The sequence below is a fragment of the Streptomyces sp. NPDC006739 genome (genome assembly GCF_042869815.1).
Classification (GTDB): domain Bacteria; phylum Actinomycetota; class Actinomycetes; order Streptomycetales; family Streptomycetaceae; genus Streptomyces.
Genome location: NZ_JBIAGM010000009.1, coordinates 74,407 through 94,539 on the forward strand (window position 1 = coordinate 74,407; position 20,133 = coordinate 94,539).

At 71.2% G+C, this 20,133-nt stretch carries 19 protein-coding genes and 1 tRNA gene; 10 read left to right on the forward strand and 10 right to left on the reverse strand.

Annotated features, from left to right (window positions below; all coding sequences use genetic code 11):
* Nucleotides 1-115: 115 nt before the first annotated feature.
* A complete protein-coding gene (locus tag ACFYMM_RS19515) occupies nucleotides 116-1,255 on the reverse strand; it encodes an ABC transporter ATP-binding protein (protein ID WP_388388065.1) in 1,140 nt (379 codons plus the stop codon).
* 126 nt (nucleotides 1,256-1,381) lie between these two features.
* Nucleotides 1,382-1,654, reverse strand: coding sequence for a hypothetical protein (locus ACFYMM_RS19520; RefSeq protein WP_388388068.1), 273 nt, complete (start codon nucleotides 1,652-1,654; stop codon nucleotides 1,382-1,384).
* A 178-nt stretch (nucleotides 1,655-1,832) separates the two neighbouring features.
* On the opposite strand from ACFYMM_RS19520, the gene ACFYMM_RS19525 reads away from it, so the two are divergent.
* Together ACFYMM_RS19525 and ACFYMM_RS19530 are read left to right on the forward strand one after the other, a co-directional pair.
* Nucleotides 1,833-1,908: transfer RNA gene (locus tag ACFYMM_RS19525), tRNA-Thr, on the forward strand.
* 295 nt (nucleotides 1,909-2,203) lie between these two features.
* Complete coding sequence (locus ACFYMM_RS19530) at nucleotides 2,204-4,123, forward strand: potassium transporter Kup (protein ID WP_388388070.1); 1,920 nt, start codon at nucleotides 2,204-2,206, stop codon at nucleotides 4,121-4,123.
* Nucleotides 4,124-4,144: 21 nt separating this feature from the next.
* Here the strand turns inward: ACFYMM_RS19530 and ACFYMM_RS19535 are convergent, their stop codons facing one another.
* A complete protein-coding gene (locus tag ACFYMM_RS19535; RefSeq protein WP_388388072.1) occupies nucleotides 4,145-5,038 on the reverse strand; it encodes an aminoglycoside phosphotransferase family protein in 894 nt (297 codons plus the stop codon).
* A gap of 22 nt (nucleotides 5,039-5,060) precedes the next feature.
* On the opposite strand from ACFYMM_RS19535, the gene ACFYMM_RS19540 reads away from it, so the two are divergent.
* From ACFYMM_RS19540 to ACFYMM_RS19550, 3 genes are read left to right on the forward strand one after another with little or no spacing between them, the layout of a single operon-like run.
* The gene (locus ACFYMM_RS19540) at nucleotides 5,061-5,714 is read left to right on the forward strand and encodes a rhomboid-like protein (protein ID WP_388388075.1); all 654 of its coding nucleotides are present in this window, start codon (nucleotides 5,061-5,063) and stop codon (nucleotides 5,712-5,714) included.
* A gap of 9 nt (nucleotides 5,715-5,723) precedes the next feature.
* The gene (locus ACFYMM_RS19545; RefSeq protein WP_388388078.1) at nucleotides 5,724-7,133 is read left to right on the forward strand and encodes an NAD(P)/FAD-dependent oxidoreductase; all 1,410 of its coding nucleotides are present in this window, start codon (nucleotides 5,724-5,726) and stop codon (nucleotides 7,131-7,133) included.
* Nucleotides 7,134-7,162: 29 nt separating this feature from the next.
* Entirely contained in the window at nucleotides 7,163-7,852 is a 690-nt protein-coding gene (locus ACFYMM_RS19550; RefSeq protein WP_388388079.1) for a pentapeptide repeat-containing protein, read from the forward strand.
* 8 nt (nucleotides 7,853-7,860) lie between these two features.
* On the opposite strand, the gene ACFYMM_RS19555 is transcribed toward ACFYMM_RS19550, so the two are convergent.
* A complete protein-coding gene (locus ACFYMM_RS19555) occupies nucleotides 7,861-8,361 on the reverse strand; it encodes a hypothetical protein (protein WP_388388081.1) in 501 nt (166 codons plus the stop codon).
* A 61-nt stretch (nucleotides 8,362-8,422) separates the two neighbouring features.
* On the opposite strand from ACFYMM_RS19555, the gene ACFYMM_RS19560 reads away from it, so the two are divergent.
* Nucleotides 8,423-9,841 carry a M1 family metallopeptidase gene (locus ACFYMM_RS19560; RefSeq protein WP_388388083.1) on the forward strand — a complete coding sequence of 473 codons (1,419 nt, stop codon included), beginning with the start codon at nucleotides 8,423-8,425 and terminating at the stop codon, nucleotides 9,839-9,841.
* Between the two features lie 93 nt (nucleotides 9,842-9,934).
* On the opposite strand, the gene ACFYMM_RS19565 is transcribed toward ACFYMM_RS19560, so the two are convergent.
* A complete protein-coding gene (locus ACFYMM_RS19565) occupies nucleotides 9,935-10,510 on the reverse strand; it encodes a TerD family protein (RefSeq protein ID WP_388388086.1) in 576 nt (191 codons plus the stop codon).
* Nucleotides 10,511-10,736: 226 nt separating this feature from the next.
* On the opposite strand from ACFYMM_RS19565, the gene arfB reads away from it, so the two are divergent.
* The gene (arfB, locus tag ACFYMM_RS19570; RefSeq protein WP_388388088.1) at nucleotides 10,737-11,174 is read left to right on the forward strand and encodes an alternative ribosome rescue aminoacyl-tRNA hydrolase ArfB; all 438 of its coding nucleotides are present in this window, start codon (nucleotides 10,737-10,739) and stop codon (nucleotides 11,172-11,174) included.
* On the opposite strand, the gene ACFYMM_RS19575 is transcribed toward arfB, so the two are convergent.
* Nucleotides 11,175-11,636, reverse strand: a complete 462-nt coding sequence (locus ACFYMM_RS19575) for a GNAT family N-acetyltransferase (RefSeq protein ID WP_388388090.1) — start codon at nucleotides 11,634-11,636, stop codon at nucleotides 11,175-11,177. It lies immediately after the preceding gene.
* A gap of 59 nt (nucleotides 11,637-11,695) precedes the next feature.
* Entirely contained in the window at nucleotides 11,696-12,214 is a 519-nt protein-coding gene (locus ACFYMM_RS19580) for a flavin reductase family protein (RefSeq protein ID WP_388388540.1), read from the reverse strand.
* 375 nt (nucleotides 12,215-12,589) lie between these two features.
* Between ACFYMM_RS19580 and cdgB the strand changes: the two genes are divergently transcribed.
* Entirely contained in the window at nucleotides 12,590-14,242 is a 1,653-nt protein-coding gene (gene cdgB, locus ACFYMM_RS19585; protein WP_388388092.1) for a diguanylate cyclase CdgB, read from the forward strand.
* Between the two features lie 117 nt (nucleotides 14,243-14,359).
* Nucleotides 14,360-15,310, forward strand: coding sequence for a carbohydrate-binding protein (locus ACFYMM_RS19590; protein ID WP_388388094.1), 951 nt, complete (start codon nucleotides 14,360-14,362; stop codon nucleotides 15,308-15,310).
* A gap of 256 nt (nucleotides 15,311-15,566) precedes the next feature.
* Here the strand turns inward: ACFYMM_RS19590 and ACFYMM_RS19595 are convergent, their stop codons facing one another.
* From ACFYMM_RS19595 to ACFYMM_RS19605, 3 genes are all read right to left on the reverse strand, one after another.
* Nucleotides 15,567-16,493: a 1-phosphofructokinase family hexose kinase gene (locus tag ACFYMM_RS19595; RefSeq protein WP_388388096.1), complete on the reverse strand. Its 927-nt coding sequence runs from the start codon at nucleotides 16,491-16,493 to the stop codon at nucleotides 15,567-15,569.
* Nucleotides 16,494-16,585: 92 nt separating this feature from the next.
* A complete protein-coding gene (gene nagA, locus ACFYMM_RS19600) occupies nucleotides 16,586-17,728 on the reverse strand; it encodes an N-acetylglucosamine-6-phosphate deacetylase (RefSeq protein WP_388388098.1) in 1,143 nt (380 codons plus the stop codon).
* The gene (locus ACFYMM_RS19605) at nucleotides 17,728-18,699 is read right to left on the reverse strand and encodes an ROK family protein (protein WP_388388100.1); all 972 of its coding nucleotides are present in this window, start codon (nucleotides 18,697-18,699) and stop codon (nucleotides 17,728-17,730) included. The genes nagA and ACFYMM_RS19605 overlap by 1 nt, the downstream gene beginning before the upstream one ends.
* A 129-nt stretch (nucleotides 18,700-18,828) precedes the next feature.
* On the opposite strand from ACFYMM_RS19605, the gene ACFYMM_RS19610 reads away from it, so the two are divergent.
* Nucleotides 18,829-20,073, forward strand: a complete 1,245-nt coding sequence (locus tag ACFYMM_RS19610; protein WP_388388102.1) for an extracellular solute-binding protein — start codon at nucleotides 18,829-18,831, stop codon at nucleotides 20,071-20,073.
* Nucleotides 20,074-20,133 lie beyond the last annotated feature (60 nt).

A 20,133-nucleotide genomic window follows, 5' to 3' on the forward strand; every position in this document is an offset into this window, starting at 1 on the left:
CTTCTGCCGGGGTATTCACGGGCGACGAAAAAAGCCCCGCGGCAGGTCGCGGGGCCTTCTTCGTCAACCTGGGTGATTTCACCCGGGATGGGGGTTTGCGCGGGGCGGTGCGAGATCAGTCGGAGAGACGCTCGCCGGTGGAGGTCGAGAACACGTGGGTCTCGCCCGGACGCGGCACGACGTGCAGCGTGGCGCCCTTCTCGGGGACCGCGCGGCCGCTGACGCGGACGACCAGGTCCTTGAGCTCGTCCCCGACCTGGGCGCTGCCGTAGACGTAACCGTCGGCGCCCAGCTCCTCGACGACGTTCACGGAGACCGCGAGACCGGCCGGGGCGTCCTCGGTGTCCTTGGACAGGGAGGCGGCGGCAGCACCGCCACCGTGCTCGACGACGTCGAAGTGCTCGGGCCGGACGCCGACCGTGACCGTGCGGTCGCCCTTGTCGGAGGCGGCCTTCAGCGCGTCCCGGTTGACCGGCACGACACTGTTGCCGAACTTCACACCGCCGTCGGTGATCGGCACCTCGACCAGGTTCATGGCCGGCGAGCCGATGAAGCCGGCGACGAAGAGGTTGGCGGGCCGGTCGTACATGTTCCTGGGCGAGTCGACCTGCTGGAGCAGACCGTCCTTGAGCACGGCCACCCGGTCGCCCATCGTCATGGCCTCGACCTGGTCGTGGGTGACGTAGACGGTGGTGATGCCGAGACGGCGCTGCAGCGACGCGATCTGCGTACGCGTCGACACACGGAGCTTGGCGTCCAGGTTGGACAGCGGCTCGTCCATGAGGAACACCTGCGGCTCACGCACGATCGCGCGGCCCATCGCGACACGCTGGCGCTGACCACCGGAGAGCGCCTTCGGCTTGCGGTCCAGGTACTCGGTCAGGTCGAGGATCTTCGCGGCCTCCTCGACCTTCTGCCGGATCTCCGCCTTGTTGACGCCGGCGATCTTGAGCGCGAAGCCCATGTTGTCGGCGACGGTCATGTGCGGGTAGAGCGCGTAGTTCTGGAACACCATGGCGATGTCCCGGTCCTTCGGCGGCAGGTGCGTGACGTCGCGGTCACCGATGCGGATGGCGCCGGCGTTCACGTCCTCGAGCCCCGCGAGCATGCGGAGCGAGGTGGACTTGCCGCAGCCGGAGGGGCCGACCAGGACGAGGAACTCGCCGTCCTCGATGTCGATCTCCAGCGCGTCGACGGCGGGCTTGGTGGAACCCGGGTAGATCCGGGTCGCCTTGTCGAACGAGACAGTGGCCATGGTGAATGGGCCCCCTTCTACCGGCAGGAACGTGCCGGACGATCCGTTGTAGGAAGGTGGTTGGTGTAGTCCACATGAGCGAACTGGGTCAGGACGGTACCTGGCATTCACTGGTCTGTCAGTAGGTCAAGGGGTGTGAACTTCGCGGAAACTTTCGAAGAGGCAGAGCACCGCACTTTTGACCTTGCTCCAATGCAACTGCTCTGCCTGCTCCTCGGTCGGGTGGAAGCGGAAGCGGTGGGGACGATGATGCGTGCCCGGCTGCGCGACGTGGGCCCTGAGCGGCGTCGCCGCGCGTACGTGATGCTTCCGGCGGTCGCCGATGCCCAGGGCCTCGCGGTTGATGCGCTCGGCCTCTTGGCCGTGCACCGCCTTCGGCTTCTCCGTCGACTCGCTCATGTCCCCCCTCGGGTGATCCGATCTTCGCAACAGCACGTCAGATCGATCAACGAACGGGTGCACGATCAGTTACTCAAAGTTTGCGAACTCGCCTGGGAGTGGAGAACGTCATGGCTCCGCGGAACGCGCTCTGTGTAGAGTGGAGCCGCCCTTCGCGCATGGCGTTGTAGTGCGCGATGCCTCCTTAGCTCAGTCCGGCCCAGAGCGGCTGTCTTGTAAACAGCAGGTCGTCGGTTCGAATCCGACAGGGGGCTCTGCAGACTCGCTTGACCTGTGGTTTCTCCCAGGCGGCTTGCTCGGCCTCGGACTCCGCGTCCGGGGCCGTTCGCGTGAGCGGATGCGTCACGGGCCCGGCTGGCCTGCGGATCCCCCCGCATCCGGCGGCTCCGTGATCGCGGGATCCTCCAGTGACCGTCACGGACCAAACAGCGGGCCTGAGCCAAGGTGCCGCCAAAACAGGAGACCCACTACCGGTATTCGCGCTGGTGATCGCTATTGTCCGTTCCGGTGCGCCGGTCCGCGGCGCAGCAGCCCGTGAGGAGGACCGCCATGGACGATCGCCGGCCGGGGACCGGGACGGACGACGCACGCCTCGCGCTGGTGATCGGTGCCCTCGGCGTGGTCTTCGGTGACATCGGGACCAGCCCGCTGTACACCCTCCAGACCGTCTTCGACCCGAGCGACCCCCATCCGGTGCCGGTCAGCGCGCAGAACGTGTACGGCGTGGTGTCGCTGGTGTTCTGGTCGGTGGTGATCATCGTGCTGGTCACCTACGTACTGCTGGCGATGCGCGCCGACCATGACGGTGAGGGCGGCATCATGGCGCTGATCACCCTGGTACGGCGGTGGGGCTCGCGAGCGGGCGGACGGACCGCCGCCGTACTGTCCGCGCTGGGCATCTTCGGCGCGTCGCTGTTCTTCGGCGACAGCATGATCACCCCGGCGATCTCGGTGCTGTCGGCGGTCGAGGGGCTCAAGGTCGTGCAGCCCTCGCTGGACACCGCCGTCGTTCCCGTCACCGCGGTGATCATCGTGCTGCTGTTCCTGGTGCAGCGCCGGGGCACCGCGGCGGTGGGCCGGGTGTTCGGGCCGGTCATGATCGTCTGGTTCGCGGCCATCGGCGCCTGCGGTGTCGCCGGCATCGCCGACCACCCGGCCATCCTCAGGGCGCTGTCCCCCACCTACGCCCTGGGCTTCCTGTTCGGCCACTTCGGCACCGCGTTCTTCGCCCTGGCGGCGGTCGTGCTCGCGGTCACCGGCGCCGAGGCGCTGTACGCCGACATGGGGCACTTCGGCCGCCGGGCGATCACCCGGGCCTGGCTGTTCCTCGTCTTCCCCGCCTGCGTCCTGAGCTACTTCGGGCAGGGCGCGCTGATCCTCGCCGGTCCGCACAACGTCAGCAGCCCGTTCTTCCTGCTCACACCCGGCTGGGGGCGGCTGCCGATGGTCGTACTGGCCACGGCGGCCACGGTGATCGCCTCGCAGGCCGTGATCACCGGCGCGTACTCGGTCACCTCCCAGGCCGCCCAGCTCGGCTATCTGCCGAGGCTGCGGATCGCGCACACGTCCGAATCCACCATCGGCCAGATCTACGTGCCGTGGATCAACTGGCTGCTGATGGTCTCGGTCCTCACCCTGGTCTTCGCCTTCCGCAGCTCCGCCGCGCTGGCCTTCGCGTTCGGCATGGCGGTCACCGGCACCATCACCATCACCACTCTGCTGTTCTTCTACGTCGCCCGGGCGAAATGGGGCACGCCCAAGTGGCTGGTCGCCATCGGAGCGGGTGTGCTGCTCTTCGTGGACCTGCTGTTCCTGGCGGCCAACATGACCAAGTTCGTCCACGGCGCGTGGCTGCCGCTGCTGATCGGCGTCACCGCGTTCACGGTCATGACGACCTGGCAGCGCGGCCGCGAGATCGTCACCGCGGAGCGGGCACGGCTGGAGGGGCCGCTGCCCGAGTTCATCGACGACCTGCGCTCCGGGAAGGTGCCCACCCGCCGGATCCCGGGCACGGCGGTCTTCCTCAACCGGGGCAAGCAGACCGCGCCCCTCGCCATGCGGGCCAACGTCGAGCACAACCACGTACGCCACGACCAGGTCGTGATCCTGTCCCTGGAGACCGAGCCCGTGCCCCGCGTGCCGGACGACCGGCGGATCACCGTCGACGACCTCGGCTACACCGACGACGGGATCATCCACGTCACCGCCCGGTTCGGCTACATGGAGACACCGGACGTGCCCAGCACCCTGGCCGCGCTCCCGCCGGCCCGGACCGAAGGGCCGCTGGACCTCGACCAGGCCTCCTACTTCCTGTCGAAGATCGACCTGCGGCGCGGCAAGTCAGCCACGATGGCTCCCTGGCGCAAGCGGCTGTTCATCGCCACCTCCTACATCACGGCCGACGCGGCCGAGTACTTCGGCCTCCCCCGCGACCGCACCGTCATCATGGGCTCGCACATCGAGGTGTGAGGCGCGCTCCCGCGCCCGGGCTCACGCGCGCAGTCGTCGTCCGGTCTCCAGGTGGCGCGGGTCCGGCGGCCGGTCGTTCCCGGTGTCCCAGAGGGCGTTCTGCAGCAGGCGCCCCAGGGTCCAGGCCCGGGCGCGGGCGCGGTCCAGTCCGAGGACCTCGGTCATCGCGTCGAACCGCCACCGGACCTCCGTCGCGTCGAAGCGGTTGACCAGGGCCGGCCAGAGGTCGAAGCCCGGGTCCCCGGCCAGGGGCTTGGGGTCGATGGCCAGCCAGGGGGCGCGGTCGGCGGCGAGGACGTTGTCGAAGTGGAGGTCCCAGTGCACGAGGCGGTCGGCGGGAGCGTCGTCGGCGACCTCGCGTACGGCGGCCGCGCAGTCGGCGAGCAGCCGTCGGTCCGACGGGTCCGGGATGCGGGCCAGGGCCGCCGGGGTGCGCTCCGGCATCGCCCGGGCCAGGTCGGTGAGGCGGCGGAGCCCCGCCGGGGCCGTGGTCGCCGTCAGGCGGTTCAGCAGGCGGGCGACGACCAGGACCGCCTCGCGGGTGTCGGGGAGGCGGGCGAGGGTCCGGGTCGCGTCGAGGCGTTCCAGGAGCATCGTGCCGGTGGCCGGGTCGTGGCCGAGGAGGCGTACCGCGCCGTCGCCGTCCCAGGCGCGCAGGGCCACCGGTTCGCCCTCGGTCTCCTCGTCGGGGAGCTGGAGTTTCAGCACGGCGGCGCTCTCGTCGGCGCGGCGGACCGGGAGGACGAGGGCTGCCACGCCGTGCCGGGCGGGCCCGTCGAGCCGTAGGTCCCACCGGGAGAGGAAGCCTTCCGCCAGGTCCGGCAACCGGGCGACGAAGGCGCGTCCGGCCTCTCCGTTGTACTTCTCCTGCGCCGCCGCAAGTCCGCTCGGGATGTCGATCACGGGGCCGACCATACTTACGTGGGTGAATCGCCTCATGCGCATTGACCGGGGCCTGCACAGGGTGTGGGCGTACGTCCGCAGTGCCCCGGGCACCTATGTCTGGCTGGGCATCCTGTTCGTGACGACCGTCGCCCTGCACCACATGTCGCCGCAGTTCGAGACGCACTTCCTGAGGCAGCGGTCGACGAACATCCACGAACTGTCGAAGAACCCGCTGCGGGTGCTGGTGGCGAGCGCGATGTGGATCGACGGGGGGCCCTGGCTGCCGTACGCGTTCCTGTACACGGTCTTCCACGCGCAGGCGGAGCGCTGGCTGGGTACGGCGCGCTGGCTGGCGGTGTGTGGGGCGGCGCACGTGCTGGCGACACTGATCAGCGAGGGGGCGCTGCTGAAGGCGATCCGGGACGGGATCGCCCCGTACTCGGCGGTCAACACCCTGGACGTCGGGGTGAGTTACGCGCTGGCGGGGGTGACGGGGGTGCTGGTCTACCGGGTCGCGTGGCCGTGGCGGTACCTGTATCTGGTGGCGCTGCTGGTGGTCTTCGGGTTGCCGTTGACGAGCGGGGCGACCTTCACCGACCTGGGGCACTTCGTGTCCGTGCTGATCGGTCTCGGGTGTTTTCCGCTGGTCAGAGGGCGCGGAAAAGTGTGGAATCCGAAGGAGACACTGGTGGGCCGGAGGGGTTAACGTCCGCGCATGAGCAGCTTGCCCAGCAGCGTCGTCGTCAACGGCGGCATCTCCTTCTGGTACGCGGACGACGGTATTCCGGTGGCCCGGGAGCCGCTGTCCGGTGACGCGTCCGCCGATGTCGTGATCGTCGGTGGCGGGTACACGGGGTTGTGGACCGCGTACTACCTGAAGAAGTCGGCCCCCTTCCTCCGGATCACCGTCCTGGAGCAGAAGTTCTGCGGCTACGGGGCCTCGGGCCGCAACGGCGGCTGGCTGTACAACGGCGTCGCGGGCCGGGACCGGTACGCGAGGCTGCACGGCCGGGAGGCGGCCGTACGGCTGCAGAAGGCGATGAACGACACCGTCGACGAGGTGGTGGCCGTCGCCGAGGCGGAGGGCATCGACGCCGGTGTGCACAAGGGCGGGGTCCTGGAGGTGGCCACCACTCCGGCGCAGCTGGCGCGGCTGAGGGCCTTCCACGAGCACGAGCTGTCGTACGGCGAGAAGGACCGCGAGCTGTACGGCGCCCGGCGCACGGCCGAGCGGATCCGCGTGGCGGACGCGGTCGGTTCGGCCTGGACACCGCACGGGGCCCGGCTGCACCCGGTGAAGCTGGTGAAGGGGCTGGCGGCGGCCGTCGAGGCCCTGGGGGTGACGATCCACGAGTCGACGCCGGTGACGGAGATCCGGCCCGGGCACGCGGTGACCCCGTACGGCACGGTCCGGGCGTCGTACGTGCTGCGGTGCACGGAGGGTTTCACGGCGAGCCTCAAGGGCCAGCGGCGTACCTGGCTGCCGATGAACTCCTCGATGATCGCGACCGAACCTCTCACGGACGAGCAGTGGGCGGCGATCGGCTGGGAGGGGCGGGAGACGCTGGGGGACATGGCGCACGCCTACATGTACGCCCAGCGGACCGCAGACGGGCGGATCGCGCTCGGCGGGCGGGGGGTGCCGTACCGGTTCGGGTCGCGGACGGACAACGACGGGCGGACGCAGGAGGCGACGGTGGAGGCGCTGCGGGAGATCCTGGTGCGGTTCTTCCCGGCGCTGGCGGGTGTGCGGGTCGAGCACGCGTGGTCCGGGGTGCTTGGGGTGCCGCGTGACTGGTGCGCGACGGTCACGCTGGACCGTTCGACGGGGCTGGGCTGGGCGGGTGGTTACGTCGGTTCGGGCGTGGCCACCACGAACCTGGCGGGCCGTACCCTGCGCGATCTGGTCCAGCTGGACTCCGGGCACGGCGGCCGGACGGAGCTGACCGACCTGCCGTGGGTGAACCACAAGGTCCGCAAGTGGGAACCGGAGCCGCTGCGCTGGCTGGGCGTGCAGGCGATGTACGCCACCTACCGCACCGCCGACCGGCGTGAACGTCTGCGTCCGAGCGGGGAGTCCTCGCACCTGGCGCGGTGGGCGGACCGGGTGGCCGGGCGGCACTGACTGTCAGTGGTGGGGTGCACGATGGAGGCATGGCGAGCAAGAGGACTGCTGAGGGGGCCGGGACGGCCGGGGTGAAGGCGGCGCGGCGTCCGGAGGTGCGGCTGCCGCCGCTGGGGCCCTGGCGGGCCGGCGAGCTGGAGCCGGACGGGGACTACGACGGGCTGGAGTTCGTGGAGGCGGACTTCGCCGGCCAGGACGGCGGGGGTGCCCGCTTCCTGGACTGTGCGGTGCGGGGCTGCGCCTTCGACGAGACCCGGCTGAGCCATGCGCGTGTGCTGGACTCGGTGTGGTCGGGGATACGGGGCGTGGGCACGGATCTGTCCGGGGCGACGCTCCGTGACGTCGAACTGGTCGACCCCCGCCTGGGCGGTACGCAACTGCACGGGGCGGTCCTGGAACGGGTCCTGATCCGCGGCGGCAAGATCGACTATCTCAATCTCCGCACGGCCAGGGTCCGCGACGTGGTCTTCGAGGGCTGCGTCCTGAACGAGCCCGACTTCGGCGGCGCCCGCCTGGAGCGCGTCGAGTTCACCGACTGCGTGTTGAAGGGGGTGGACTTCACGGGCGTGACGATGACGGACGTGGACCTGCGCGGGGTCGCCTCGCTGGAGATCGCCCGTGGGGTGGAGCGGCTGGCGGGGGCGGTGATCAGCACGGGGCAGCTGCTGGATCTGGCACCGGTGCTGGCAGCCGGGATGGGGATCCGGGTGCGGGACTGAGGGCTTGGCTACCGGACGCGGGGAAAGCGGGCCTGGAGGGTCCAGATCGCCGGGTTCTCCGACAGGTCCTCGTGGAGGTCGGTGAGGTCGGCGATCAGGTCGTGCAGGAAGTCCCGTGCTTCGCGGCGGAGTTCGGCGTGGGAGAAGGTGAGCGGGGGCTCCTCGGCCGGCATCCAGTCGGACTCGATGTCCACCCATCCGAAGCGGCGCTCGAAGAGCATGCGGTCGGTGGACTCGGTGAAGTCGAGTTCCGCGTGCTGGGGGCGGGAGGCGCGGGAGCCGGCCGGGTCCCGGTCCAGCTGCTCGGCGATGTCGCACAGCGCCCAGGCGAAGTCGAGCACCGGCACCCATCCCCAGGCTGTGGACAGCTCCCGGTCCGCCTTGGTGTCGGCGAGGTAGACGTCCCCGCAGAACAGGTCGTGCCGCAGCGCGCGGACGTCGGCGCGGCGGTAGTCGGTCTGGGGCGGGTCCGGGAAGCGGTTGGAGAGGGCGTAGCCGATGTCGAGCACGGGGAGATGGTGTCACGGCGAACACCACGCTCAGGCACCGACCGCTCATAAGATCGCTGTCATGTCCCGATCCGTGCGCCCTGCCCCGGGGGCCGCCGCCCTTCTCGCGCTCACGCTGCCCCTGGCCCTCGGCGCGTGCGGCGCCGGCATCGGCGTCCACGGCACCCCGGGCGGCTCCGGCGTGCGCGACCCGTACTTCCCGAAGGCCGGCAACGGCGGCTACCACGTCACCCACTACGCCCTCACCCTGTCCTACGACCCCGGCGGCCGTCACCTCACCGGCCAGGCGGTGATCACCGCCCGCGCCACCCGGGCCCTGTCCGCCTTCGACCTCGACTTCGCGGGCCTGCGCGTCGAGTCGGTGTCCGTGGACGGCAGCCGGGCCCGCTGGAACCGCGCCGGCCAGGAACTGACCGTCCGCCCCCACGACGACCTGGCCAGGGGCGGGACCTTCTCGACCACGGTCCGCTACTCCGGCACCCCGCAGACCCTCACCGACCCCGACGGCTCCAAGGAGGGCTGGCTGCCCACCGCCGACGGCGCCCTCGCCCTCGGTGAGCCCGTCGGCTCCATGGCCTGGTTCCCCGGCAACGACCACCCCTCCGACAAGGCGTCGTACGACATCACGGTGACCGTGCCGAAGGGCCTGCAGGCCGTCTCCAACGGAGAGTTGCGGAGCGAGACGACGAAGGGCGACCGTACGACGTTCTCCTGGCACACGGCCGAGCCGATGGCGAGCTACCTCGCCACGGTCGCCATCGGCCACTTCGACATCACCCGCACGACCGGCCCGCACGGCCTGCCCGTCTACATCGCCGTCGACCCCACGCAGTCCAAGGCGAGCCAGGAGGTGCTGGCGAAGCTGCCCGGGATCATCCAGTGGGAGGAGGACAACTTCGGCCCCTACCCCTTCTCCTCCACCGGCGCGATCGTCGACCGCCCGGACGACGCCGGCTACGCCCTGGAGACCCAGAACCGCCCCGTCTTCCCCGGCGCCCCCGAGACCGGGACCCTCGTCCACGAACTGGCCCACGAGTGGTACGGCGACTCCGCCACACCCCGGTCCTGGCAGGACATGTGGCTCAACGAGGGGTTCGCGACGTACGCCGAGTGGCTGTGGGAGGAGGACCACGGCGGCGACACCTGCCAGCAGACCTTCACCGCGCTCTACGACGGCACCTACGGCCTCGACGATCCGAACTCCATCTGGGCCTTTCCGCCGGCGAAGCCGAGCGGCGCCGCGCACATCTCCGACCACCCGGTCTACGAGCGCGGCGCGATGGTCCTGCACAAGATCCGTCAGACGGTCGGCGACGACCGGTTCCACGCCATCGTCCAGGGCTGGGCGGCGGCCCACCGCCACGGCACCGTGGACACCGCCGAGTTCACGGCCTACGTGGAGAAGATGGCGCCCGGCAAGGACTTCGGCGAGATCTGGAAGGACTGGCTGTACGGGGACGGCAAGCCGGCGCGTCCGTGAGGACGGCCCGTCAGGGCTTCCGCCGAGCGTTCCGGCCGCGTCCCGCGGGGCACGGCCAGAAGGCCCCGCGGGACGTCGTACGGTGTCCGTCCGTCAGACGTTGACGCCGAAGTCCTGGGCGATGCCGACCAGGCCGGACGCGTAGCCCTGGCCGACCGCGCGGAACTTCCACTCGGCGCCGTTGCGGTACAGCTCGCCGAAGACCATGGCGGTCTCCGTGGCGGCGTCCTCGGAGAGGTCGTAGCGGGCGATCTCGGTGCCGCCGGCCTGGTTGACGATGCGGATGTAGGCGTTGCGGACCTGGCCGAAGTTCTGGCCGCGGTTGTCCGCGTCGTAGATGGAGACCGGGAAGACGATCTTGTCGATGTCGGCGGGGAGGGCCGCGAGGTTGACGTTGATGGACTCGTCGTCGCCCTCGCCCTCGCCGGTGCGGTTGTCACCGGTGTGGACGATGGAGCTGTCCGGGGTCTGCTTGTTGTTGAAGAAGACGAAGTGGGCGTCCGAGTAGACCTTGCCCTGCCCGTTGACCGCGATCGCGGAGGCGTCGAGGTCGAAGTCCGTGCCGGTGGTGGTGCGGACGTCCCAGCCGAGGCCCACGGTGACGGCGGTCAGGCCCGGAGCCTCCTTGGTGAGCGAGACGTTGCCACCCTTGGACAGGCTTACAGCCATGTTGGGAGTCCCTTCCTGAAGTACGTGTGCGCCAGGTGTGCGCGCTTGAAGCTACCGTCATCGGGGAGAACGCCGGGGGCCCGCCCATGGTTCCAGATTCCTTTACCTTTTTTACCAACCTCGAAGCCGCCGACCCGATGACCGCCGACCCGATGACCGCCGACCCGATGACCGCCGACTCGATGCTCGCTAATTCGAGTGACGTGGACCGGACGGAGGCGGGAACATGGACGTCATGTCCGGTCCTTACGTCATCCGCGGTTCCGTCTCCCTGCCCGAGCCGGAGCTGAACTGGCGTTTCTCGCGTTCCTCGGGGCCCGGCGGACAGCATGTGAACACCAGCGACTCGCAGGTGGAGCTGCGCTTCGACCTGGCGAACACCGAGGCCCTGCCCCAGGTGTGGAAGGAGCGGGCGCTGGAGCGGCTGGCCGGCCGGCTCGTCGACGGGGTCGTGACCGTACGGTCCTCCGAGCACCGGTCCCAGTGGCGCAACCGCGAGACCGCCGCCGTACGCCTCGCGGCCCTCCTCGCCGAGGCGACCGCGCCCCCGCCCAAGCCGCGCCGCCCCACCCGCATCCCGCGCGGGATCAACGAGCGGCGCCTGCGGGAGAAGAAGCAGCGTGCGGAGACGAAACGCGGCCGCACGGGCCGAGGCTGGGTGTAGTCACCCCAGCTCCAGCACCCCCACCGTCTGGTCCCCGCTCGTCTCGCCCGTCGTGCGGAAGCCGAGGCCCAGGTAGAAGCCCTCCGGGCCGGTCGGTCCCGGGTGCCAGGTGACGTAGAGGTCCTTGCCGCCGCGGCGGCGGATCTTCGTGCCGACCGCCTCCACCGCGAAGCGGCCGTAGCCGCGGCCCTGTTCCCCGGCCGCGATGTTCAGCCGCCACAGGCCGGAGCGGCGCACGCTGCCGTCGCCGTGCCAGTCGATGTCGAGGAAGGCCATCAGGAAGCCCACCGGACGGCCGTCGTCGACGATCAGCCGGGGCCAGGCGACGCCGGCGGGGTGGACGTACGCCTCGGCCAGGGAGTTGACCACGGGGGAGACCGCGTGCTCCTGGTCGGGCCGGACCCGAATGGCGAGCGCGGCGTCGAAATTCCCTGGGGTCACTTCTTCGAGACGGGGTGTCATCCGGGCACCTTAGACACGCCCTTCACAAAGGCGCCACGGAATTCCCGGACGGCGGCCCGCTATCCCAACTGACGGTAACGGCCCCGGAAATACAGCAGCGGGCCGCCCTCCGCGCTCGGCACCCGCGCGGTCAGCACCCGGCCGATCACCAGCGTGTGGTCCCCGGCCGCCACCCGCTGCTCGGTCCGGCACTCCAGCGTCGCCAGCGCGCCGCCCACCAGCGGGGCCCCGGAGGCCTCCCCGCGCGCGTGGGCGATGTCCTCGAACAGCAGCCGGTCGCTGATGCGCCCCTTCATGGCGAAGCGGCCTGCGATGTGGCGCTGGCTCTCGGTCAGGACGGACACCGCCCACAGCGGCTGTTCGTCGAGCAGATCGTCCATGCGGGAGCCCTCCCGCAGGCTGACCAGCACCAGCGGCGGGTCGAGGGAGACCGAGAGGAAGGCGGTCGCGGTCATGCCGACGTCCTCCCCGGCCGGTGCCCCGGGGTCGTCGGGGTCGAGCGGCGGTTCCTGCGCGGTCACCAGCACCACGCCGGCGGCCAGCCGGGACATCGCGGCCCGGAACTCGTCGTTGCTCACCCCCTCAGCATGCCCGGTGGCGGCGGTGGCGGTGAGGGCGGGAGTCTTCAGCACGCCGGAAACGCTAATCTCGCAACCGGCCGGGCCGCATCGGGCCTTCGGCCGAGGCGGGTCCTAGGACCACAGAAGGACCGCAGAAGGACCGCGGAAGGACCGCGGAAGGACCCCACTGAAGGACCACAAAGCCTGCGTTCAGTAAGCGCACGGGAAAAACGCAGAAACTCCACTCAATTGTTCACGTTCCCCTGTGACTTGAGTCACAAGAGGCAGGAATTGTTGACCCTGTGTACCGAGTGGGCAGCGCGCTGTGATTCAGTGGCTGGGAAGCCGAAGAGAACCCTTGATTCGCTGCGAGGTCTCGGGGGGAGGGCGAGCATGGAGACCGAGTCGGAGCCGTATGTCCGTCTTGCGTCCCTCCGGCAGCTGCACCAGGTCATGGCCGACATGAACACGGCACGCAGCCTGGCGGACACACTGCAGACGGTCGCCGACGGCGTCGTACACGCCCTCGGGTACGAGATGGCGTGCGTGAACCTCGTGCGCCCCGACGGAGACCTCGTCGTCGCCGCCTTCGCCGGGAACTCCGCCGCCGAGGCCCTGATCACCGGCCGGGTCGGCTCCCGCGCCTCCTGGGACCGGCGGCTGAACATGGGCGAGGCCTGGGGTGACCTGCGGTTCATACCGCACACCGAGGGCTGGGTGCTCGACGACGACGACGTCCCGCAGTGGTACACCGACGGGCCCGCGCCCCGCTTCGAGGACGAGTGGCACCCCTCCGACCGGCTCTTCGCGCCGATGTACACCCCCGGCGCGCCCGGCGGTGCCTGCGGTGAACTCCTCGGCGTGCTCTCCGTGGACCGCCCGCGCAACGGCCGGCACCCGGGCGCCTGGGGGCGCGAGGCGCTGCAGATGTACGCCTTCCAGGCCGCCATCGCCATCAGCAACGCCCGGCTGCGGGCCAACATGCAGCGCGCCCTGGTCCGCCTGGAGCGCGAGCAGCAGGCGCTCAGGGCCAGCGAGGAAAGCTTTAGGCAGGCGTTCGAGTACGCCCCCTCCGGCATGGCCATCGCCGAGATGGGCGGCGACCAGCACGGGCGCATACTGCGCTCCAACGACGCGCTCTGCCGGCTGCTCGGCCGCCCGGCCTCCGCGATGCGCCGCTACGCCTTCTCCGACCTGGTGCACCCCGAGGACATCGGCACGCTGCTCAGGACCTCGGCGGAGGGCGGGCGCGCGGAACTGCGCCTCGGCCGCCGCGACGGCACCTACGTGTGGGTCTCGCTGCGCAACTCCGTCGTCGCCGACGCCGCCGACGGCCCACGCTTCCTGCTCACCCACGTGGAGGACATAGAGGAGCGCAAGCGCCGCGAGCTGCAGCTCGCCCACCGCGCCTCCCACGACTCTCTCACCGGCCTGCCGAACTCCGCCGAGCTGCGCTCACGCCTGTCGGCCCGGATCTGCCCGCGCCCGGCGCACGCCGGCGGGCTGGACTCCCTGGACGCGGCCTACGGCCACCCCGCCTTCGACGCCAACGGCCACGGTTTCGACTTCGCCTCGGGCGCGGAGTCGTACGAAGGCTACGACCACCATGTGCACACCGCCGCCCCCGAGAACGACCGCGACGACGGCACCAAGGGGCTCGCGGTGCTCTTCTGCGACCTCGACGGCTTCAAGTCGATCAACGACCGCTTCGGGCACAACGCGGGCGACGCCGTCCTCATCGAGGTCGCCCGCAGGCTCTCGCGCGCGGTGCGCGACGGGGACACGGTGGCCCGGCTCGGCGGCGACGAGTTCGTGATCCTCGCCGACGGCCTCGGCCAGGCCGACGCCCAGGACCTGGCCGTACGCCTGCGCAACGAGATCATCCAGCCGATCCGGGCCGAGGGCCGGGCCGTCCGGGTGGGCGCCAGCTTCGGCATCGGGTGGGCCCACTGCGGCATGACCGCGGACGAGGTGCTGAAATCCGCTGACGAACGGATGTACGTCGAGAAACGATCTCGTCCCAAACAGCATCGCCGCGCGGGATGATCCGCAGGTCAGTGAGTTGATGCGGTCGGAGTCACCCGTTTGGGCCAGCGAGAGCGGGTAGGCTCGGTATTCCGTACCTGTACCGCATCTGCCCGTACCGCTGAGGAGTAGCAAGGGATGACGCCCGGCAACAACGGCGCGAGCACGCCCGAGGACGACGACCCGTTCGGCTATCTGTACGCCGACGGCCAGGCCAGAGGTGCCCAGCCGCCGTCCGGCTCCGGTGGCTACGGCTACCCGAACGCGGTCAGCCGGGTGCGTGCCGTCGGCGAGCGTCAGTACGGCCAGCAGCAGGCGCCCTACGGCCAGCAGTCGACCGTCCCCCAGCAGCCGGGGACGTACACCCAGCCGAACGCCTACTACCAGGCCCCGGAGACCCTGCCCGGCGGCGCGCCGCCCACCGGCCGGCAGCCCGCGCAGGGCAGCGGTGGCGGCGGTCGGCGCGGTCCGAACACCAAGGGCCTGCTGATCGGCGCGATTGCGGTGGTCGCCGCGGTCGTCATCGGCATCAGCGTGGCCATGCTCAACGGTGACTCGGGCAAGAAGTCCGGCGGCACGGCGGGCAGTTCTCCGTCCCAGTCGCAGAACGCCTCCCCGAGCCCGTCGGGCAGCAACCCGGCGAACGCCGGCGAGCTGCCCAAGGTCGACGCCGCGGACAAGTCCGTCCAGCTGGCGGGCGGCGCGGCCCCGGCCACGGGCGTCACCGGCGCGCAGGGCGCGGGCGGCACCTACGTGGGCGGGCTGAACCAGGTCGGCGCCTCGGTGACCTGGACGGTGAACGACATCCCCGACGACGGGACGTACACCCTCTTCGCCCGGTTCAACAACCCTGGTGACGACCAGTCGATGACGCTCACCATCAACGGCAAGACGTACGGCAGCAAGCTCAATCTGCGTAACTTCGCGGGCATCCACGACCCCGCGCAGGCCTGGATGGAGACCTACGCCTGGCCGACCCTGAAGAAGGGCCCGAACACCATCTCGCTGTCCTGCCAGGCCGGCGACAAGTGCAATGTGCTGCTGGACCAGTTCTGGCTGAAGAAGGGCCAGGTCAAGCGGGACAGCTAGTGCCGCAACAGGCAGCGTTCGCCCCGTCGCGACGCCCGGCACGCGCCCCCGCCCTCGAACCGGCTTCGCCGCCTCGGGCGGGGGGACCCCCTTCGCCGCGCCGGACGAAAGTCCAAGTACGTCCAGTACGAGGCCTTCCGGCCGGCACTCCCCCAGCCTCCGGCCGGGGGGACCCCCAGAGCACGCACCGGACGCCGCTCCTTGACGGGCAAACGTTGCCTGCCGCGGCACTAGGCCGGCCAAACGGCTGGGGGGATCAGGCGACGCGGCTGAAGGTGACGGGCACACGTCCGGCCAGCTGCTCGTACGTCCCCCGGTCGAACTCCCCGGCGGCGGGCGCCCGTACGGTCGCCGCCGACAAGGCGACCGCCCGGGCCAGCCGGTCCGGCCACGGCAGCCGCTCCACCAGCCCCGACAGCAGGCCCGCGACCGCCGAGTCACCCGCTCCGGCCGGGTTGCCGTGGACCCGGGCGGGCGGGGCGGCGTGCCAGCGGCCCTGCGGAGTGACCGCCAGCAGGCCCTCCGCCCCCAGGGAGGCGACCACGGCCCGGGCCCCGCGCCTGCGCGCGTCCTCGGTGGCCCGTGCCGGGTCGTGCGAGCCCGTCAGCTCGGCCAGTTCCCCGGCGTTCGGCTTGACGATGTCGGGGCGGGCCGCCACCCCGCGCCGCAGCGCCTCCCCGCTGGTGTCGAGGAGGACGGGGACGCCGACGGTGCGCGCCGCCCGTATCAGCCCCGCGTACGCCCCCACCGGAACCCCCGGCGGCAGGCTGCCGCACAGCGCCACCGCCGAGGCGCCGTCCAGGAGTTCGGCGTACCGCTCCTGGAAGGCGGCCCACTCGGCCGGCGTGACCTGGGGGCCCGGTTCGTTCAACTGAGTCGTGTCACCGGTCAGTTCGTCCACCACGGCTATCGTGCGCCGGGTCGGCCCGGCGACCGGTGTCAGCGCGTCCCGCACCCTGGGGGTGTCCGTCAGCCGGTCGCGCACCGTCCGGCCGGTGGCGCCGCCCGCGAACCCGGCGGCCGTCACCTCGTGGCCGAGGGCCGCCAGCACCCGGGCCACGTTCAGGCCCTTGCCGCCCGGCCGTTCGAGGACGTCCGAGACGCGGTGGGAGGCGTGCGGCCGCAGGGACCGTACGCGATAGGTGATGTCGAGAGCGGTGTTGAGTGTGACCGTGAGGATCACCCGGGCCGACCTCCCCTCGGACGCTGACGCGTGGCTTCCGATTTCCGGGGCCGATCATGTCAAAGAGACGACGACCGGCCCAGGGGGACGGATCAGGCCAGTTGGGGCGCCACCACCCATTCCCCGTGCCGCATCACACCCTTGACGTCGAAGTTCTCGTCCAGCAGCACCAGGTCCGCCTTCTTGCCGGGCTCCAGGGAGCCGATGGAGTCGTCCACGCCCAGCAGCCGGGCCGGGTTGGCCGACAGGGCCGCCACCGTGTCCTCGACGCTCAGCCCGTCGACCGTCACCGCCCGTTTGAAGGCGCGGTCCAGGGTCAGCGTGGAGCCCGCGATCGAGCCGCCGTGCACCAGCCGGGCCACGCCCTCGCTGACCTCCACCTCCAGCGGGCCCAGCATGTAGCGGCCGTCGCCGATGCCGGCCGCGTCCATCGCGTCCGTGATGAAGGCCACCCGCCCGGCGCCCGCGTGACGGAACGCCAGCTCCAGCGCGGCCGGGTGCAGATGGGTGCCGTCGTTGATCAGCTCGACCGTGACCCGCTCGTCCTCCAGCAGGGCGGCGACGGGGCCGGGGGAGCGGTGCCCGAGGGCGGGCATCGCGTTGAAGAGGTGGGTGGCGACGGTGGCGCCCGCGTCGATGGCCGCGGCCGTCTGCTCGTACGTCGCGTCCGTGTGCCCGACCGCCGCGATCACGCCCTGCTCCGCGAGCAGCCGTACGGAGTCGATGCCGCCGGGCAGTTCGGTGGCCAGGGTGACCATCCTGGCCTGTCCGCGGGCCGCCTCGATCAGCTTGCGCACCTCCGCCGGGTCCGGGTCGCGCAGCAGCTCCTCGGCGTGGGCGCCCTTGCGGCACGGTGAGATGAACGGTCCCTCGAAGTGGATGCCGGCGACGTCGCCCTGTTCGGCCAGCTCCGACAGCAGCCCGGCCTGGCGGACCAGGAAGTCCATCTCGTCGGTGACGGTGGAGGCGACGAGGGTGGTCGTGCCGTGCCGACGGTGGGTGTGCAGGGCCGTCAGCACCTCGTCCTCGGTGCCCGAGAAGGAGGCCCCGCCGCCGCCGTGGTTGTGCAGGTCCACGAAGCCGGGGACCAGCCAGTGGCCGCTTACGTCGATGACCTCGGCGTCCGGGCGGGCGGCGCTCGCGATCGTCGTACCCTCGACGATCACGCGTCCGCCCTGCACCACCCCGGTGGGCAGTACCACTTGGGCACCGGTGAGAACCCGCTCGTCGGCCATCAGTTGCTTACCTCCGCAGTCGTGGCGGTCGTGGGAGCCGCGGCAGCCGCCGTGGCCGTCGTCAGCAGGTCCTGGGCCAGCAGGCCCGCGCCCAGGCAGCCCGCCGTGTCACCGAGGGCGGCCGGGACCAGGGACGGCAGCTTCTGGAAGGTCACCCGCCGCCGGACGGCGTCCCGCAGCGGTGTGAACAACACTTCCCCGGCCTCGGCCAGGCCGCCACCGATGATGAGCGTGCGCGGGTCCAGCAGGGTGAGCGCGGTGACCATCCCGTCGGCCAGCGCGTCCACCGCCTCGTGCCAGATCCGGACGGCGTTCGGGTCACCGGACGTGACGGCCTTCGCGCAGCCCGCGGCGTCCGCCTCCGGGTCCCCCGAGGCCGCCGCCCATGCCTCGCCGACGGCGGCGGCGGAGCCGTACCGCTCCAGGCAGCCGCGCTGCCCGCACGGACAGGGCACGCCCCGGGGCCGTACGACGACGTGGCCGATCTCGCCCGCGAAGCCGTGGGCGCCCGACTCCACCCGCCCGTCCAGACCGATCGCGCCCGCGATCCCGGTGCCCAGCGCCACGAACAGGAACCGGTCGGCGCCCCGGCCCGCGCCGATGCGGCCCTCCGCCAGCCCGCCGGTCCGCACGTCGTGCCCGAGGGCCACCGGGACGCCGAGCCGGTCGGCGAGCAGGGCGCGCAGCGGTACGTCCCGCCAGCCGAGGTTGGCCGCGTAGACGGCGGTGCCGCGCTTCTCGTCGACGATGCCGGGGACCGCGACGCCGGCCGCGGCGGCCGGTTCGCCGAAGTGCTCGACGCCGTGGGCGCGCAGCTCGGCGGCGAAGCCGAGGATGCCCTCGACCACGGCGTCGGGGCCGTGCTCGCGGCCGGTCGCGCGGCGGGCGCGGTGCAGCAGGGCGCCGTCGTCGCCGACGAGGGCCGCCTTCATTCCGGTACCGCCCACGTCCAGGGCGATGACATGTCTCACGGGCCCTAGTGTGACCCTCCGACCCTCAAGAGGTCTAGTCCACTCACGTGGTGTAGACCTTATGGGGCCACATATTGAACGACGAGACAGCAGAGTTGGGGCATTACGGTGGGTCGGCGTAGGGCAGGAATGATCGCGGTGGTGTCCGCACTGGGCATGCCGGCGGTCCTCGGCGGCTGCGGGAGCACGGGATCGTCCGACATGACCCTCAGACTGGTCGCGGCCGACTACGGGGACTCCCCGGCCAACAGCTCGCAGAAGTACTGGGACCAGCTGGCCAAGTCCTACGAGGCCCAGCACTCCGGGGTGAAGGTCCAGGTCAGCGTCTACTCCTGGAACGACGTCGACCGCAAGGTCAAGGAGATGGTGGACGCCGGCAAGGCGCCCGACCTGGCGCAGATCGGCGCGTACGCGGACTACGCGGCCGCCGGCAAGCTGTACGCGGCCTCCGACGTGCTCTCCATCCGCACCCAGGCCGACCTCCTCTCCCCGCTCGCCGACGCCGGCCAGTGGAACCACACGCAGTACGGCATACCCTTCGCCGCCTCCACGCGCGTCCTGTTCTACAACAAGACCCTCTTCGCCCAGGCCGGCATCAACCCGCCCGCCACCTGGTCCGAGCTGGCCTCCGACGCCGAGGCGCTCAGGGCGAGGGGCGTGAAGTACCCCTACGCGCTGCCGCTGGGCCCCGAGGAGGCCCAGGCCGAGACCATGCAGTGGCTGCTGAGCGGCGGCAACGGCTACACCGACGACGTCGGCACGTACACGATCGACTCCCCGCAGAACATCGAGACGTTCACCTGGCTGAAGGACCAGCTGGTCGGCAAGGGGCTGACCGGCCCCGTCGCCCCCGGCAAGCTCAACCGGGCCACCGCGTTCGCCGCGTTCGCCGACGGCCAGGTCGGCATGCTCAACGGGCATCCCACGCTGATCCAGCAGGCCGCCAAGAAGGGCGTGAAGTTCGGGATGGTGCCGATGCCGGGGCGCAGCGGCAAGGCCACCGCGATGGGCGTCGCCGACTGGATGACCGCCTTCAAGCAGAACGGGCACGCCCAGCAGATCGGCGACTTCCTCGACTACGTCTACAGCGAGAAGAACGTCCTCGCCTTCTCCCGCGAGTACGGACTGCTGCCGGTCACCGGCTCCGCCTCCAACACCATGAGCCAGGCGGCCCGGGACAAGGACCTGCACGCCTTCCTCGACCAGCTGCCGACCTCCGAGCTGTATCCCGTCGGCAAGACCTCGTGGGCGGCGGTCAGCGCGGCCGTGAAGCAGGACATCGGCCAGGCGGTCGCCCCCGGCGCGAGCCCCGCCGCCGTGCTGACCCGGCTCCAGACCCTGGCCGCCACGGCGGACAGCACCGCCAAGGGCTGACCGCGCGGAGGGCCGAGCGGGGAGGGCCGAGCGCGCGACGGCATCGATGTCAGTGCCGGG

Bases quoted from the DNA above. Each gene is read 5' to 3' on its own strand.
- ACFYMM_RS19515 (WP_388388065.1), bottom strand. From the start codon at position 1,255: ATGGCCACTGTCTCGTTCGACAAGGCGACCCGGATCTACCCGGGTTCC.
- ACFYMM_RS19520 (WP_388388068.1), bottom strand. From the start codon at position 1,654: ATGAGCGAGTCGACGGAGAAGCCGAAGGCGGTGCACGGCCAAGAGGCC.
- ACFYMM_RS19530 (WP_388388070.1), top strand. From the start codon at position 2,204: ATGGACGATCGCCGGCCGGGGACCGGGACGGACGACGCACGCCTCGCG.
- ACFYMM_RS19535 (WP_388388072.1), bottom strand. From the start codon at position 5,038: ATGGTCGGCCCCGTGATCGACATCCCGAGCGGACTTGCGGCGGCGCAG.
- ACFYMM_RS19540 (WP_388388075.1), top strand. From the start codon at position 5,061: ATGCGCATTGACCGGGGCCTGCACAGGGTGTGGGCGTACGTCCGCAGT.
- ACFYMM_RS19545 (WP_388388078.1), top strand. From the start codon at position 5,724: ATGAGCAGCTTGCCCAGCAGCGTCGTCGTCAACGGCGGCATCTCCTTC.
- ACFYMM_RS19550 (WP_388388079.1), top strand. From the start codon at position 7,163: ATGGCGAGCAAGAGGACTGCTGAGGGGGCCGGGACGGCCGGGGTGAAG.
- ACFYMM_RS19560 (WP_388388083.1), top strand. From the start codon at position 8,423: ATGTCCCGATCCGTGCGCCCTGCCCCGGGGGCCGCCGCCCTTCTCGCG.
- ACFYMM_RS19565 (WP_388388086.1), bottom strand. From the start codon at position 10,510: ATGGCTGTAAGCCTGTCCAAGGGTGGCAACGTCTCGCTCACCAAGGAG.
- arfB (WP_388388088.1), top strand. From the start codon at position 10,737: ATGGACGTCATGTCCGGTCCTTACGTCATCCGCGGTTCCGTCTCCCTG.
- ACFYMM_RS19575 (WP_388388090.1), bottom strand. From the start codon at position 11,636: ATGACACCCCGTCTCGAAGAAGTGACCCCAGGGAATTTCGACGCCGCG.
- cdgB (WP_388388092.1), top strand. From the start codon at position 12,590: ATGGAGACCGAGTCGGAGCCGTATGTCCGTCTTGCGTCCCTCCGGCAG.
- ACFYMM_RS19590 (WP_388388094.1), top strand. From the start codon at position 14,360: ATGACGCCCGGCAACAACGGCGCGAGCACGCCCGAGGACGACGACCCG.
- nagA (WP_388388098.1), bottom strand. From the start codon at position 17,728: ATGGCCGACGAGCGGGTTCTCACCGGTGCCCAAGTGGTACTGCCCACC.
- ACFYMM_RS19610 (WP_388388102.1), top strand. From the start codon at position 18,829: ATGATCGCGGTGGTGTCCGCACTGGGCATGCCGGCGGTCCTCGGCGGC.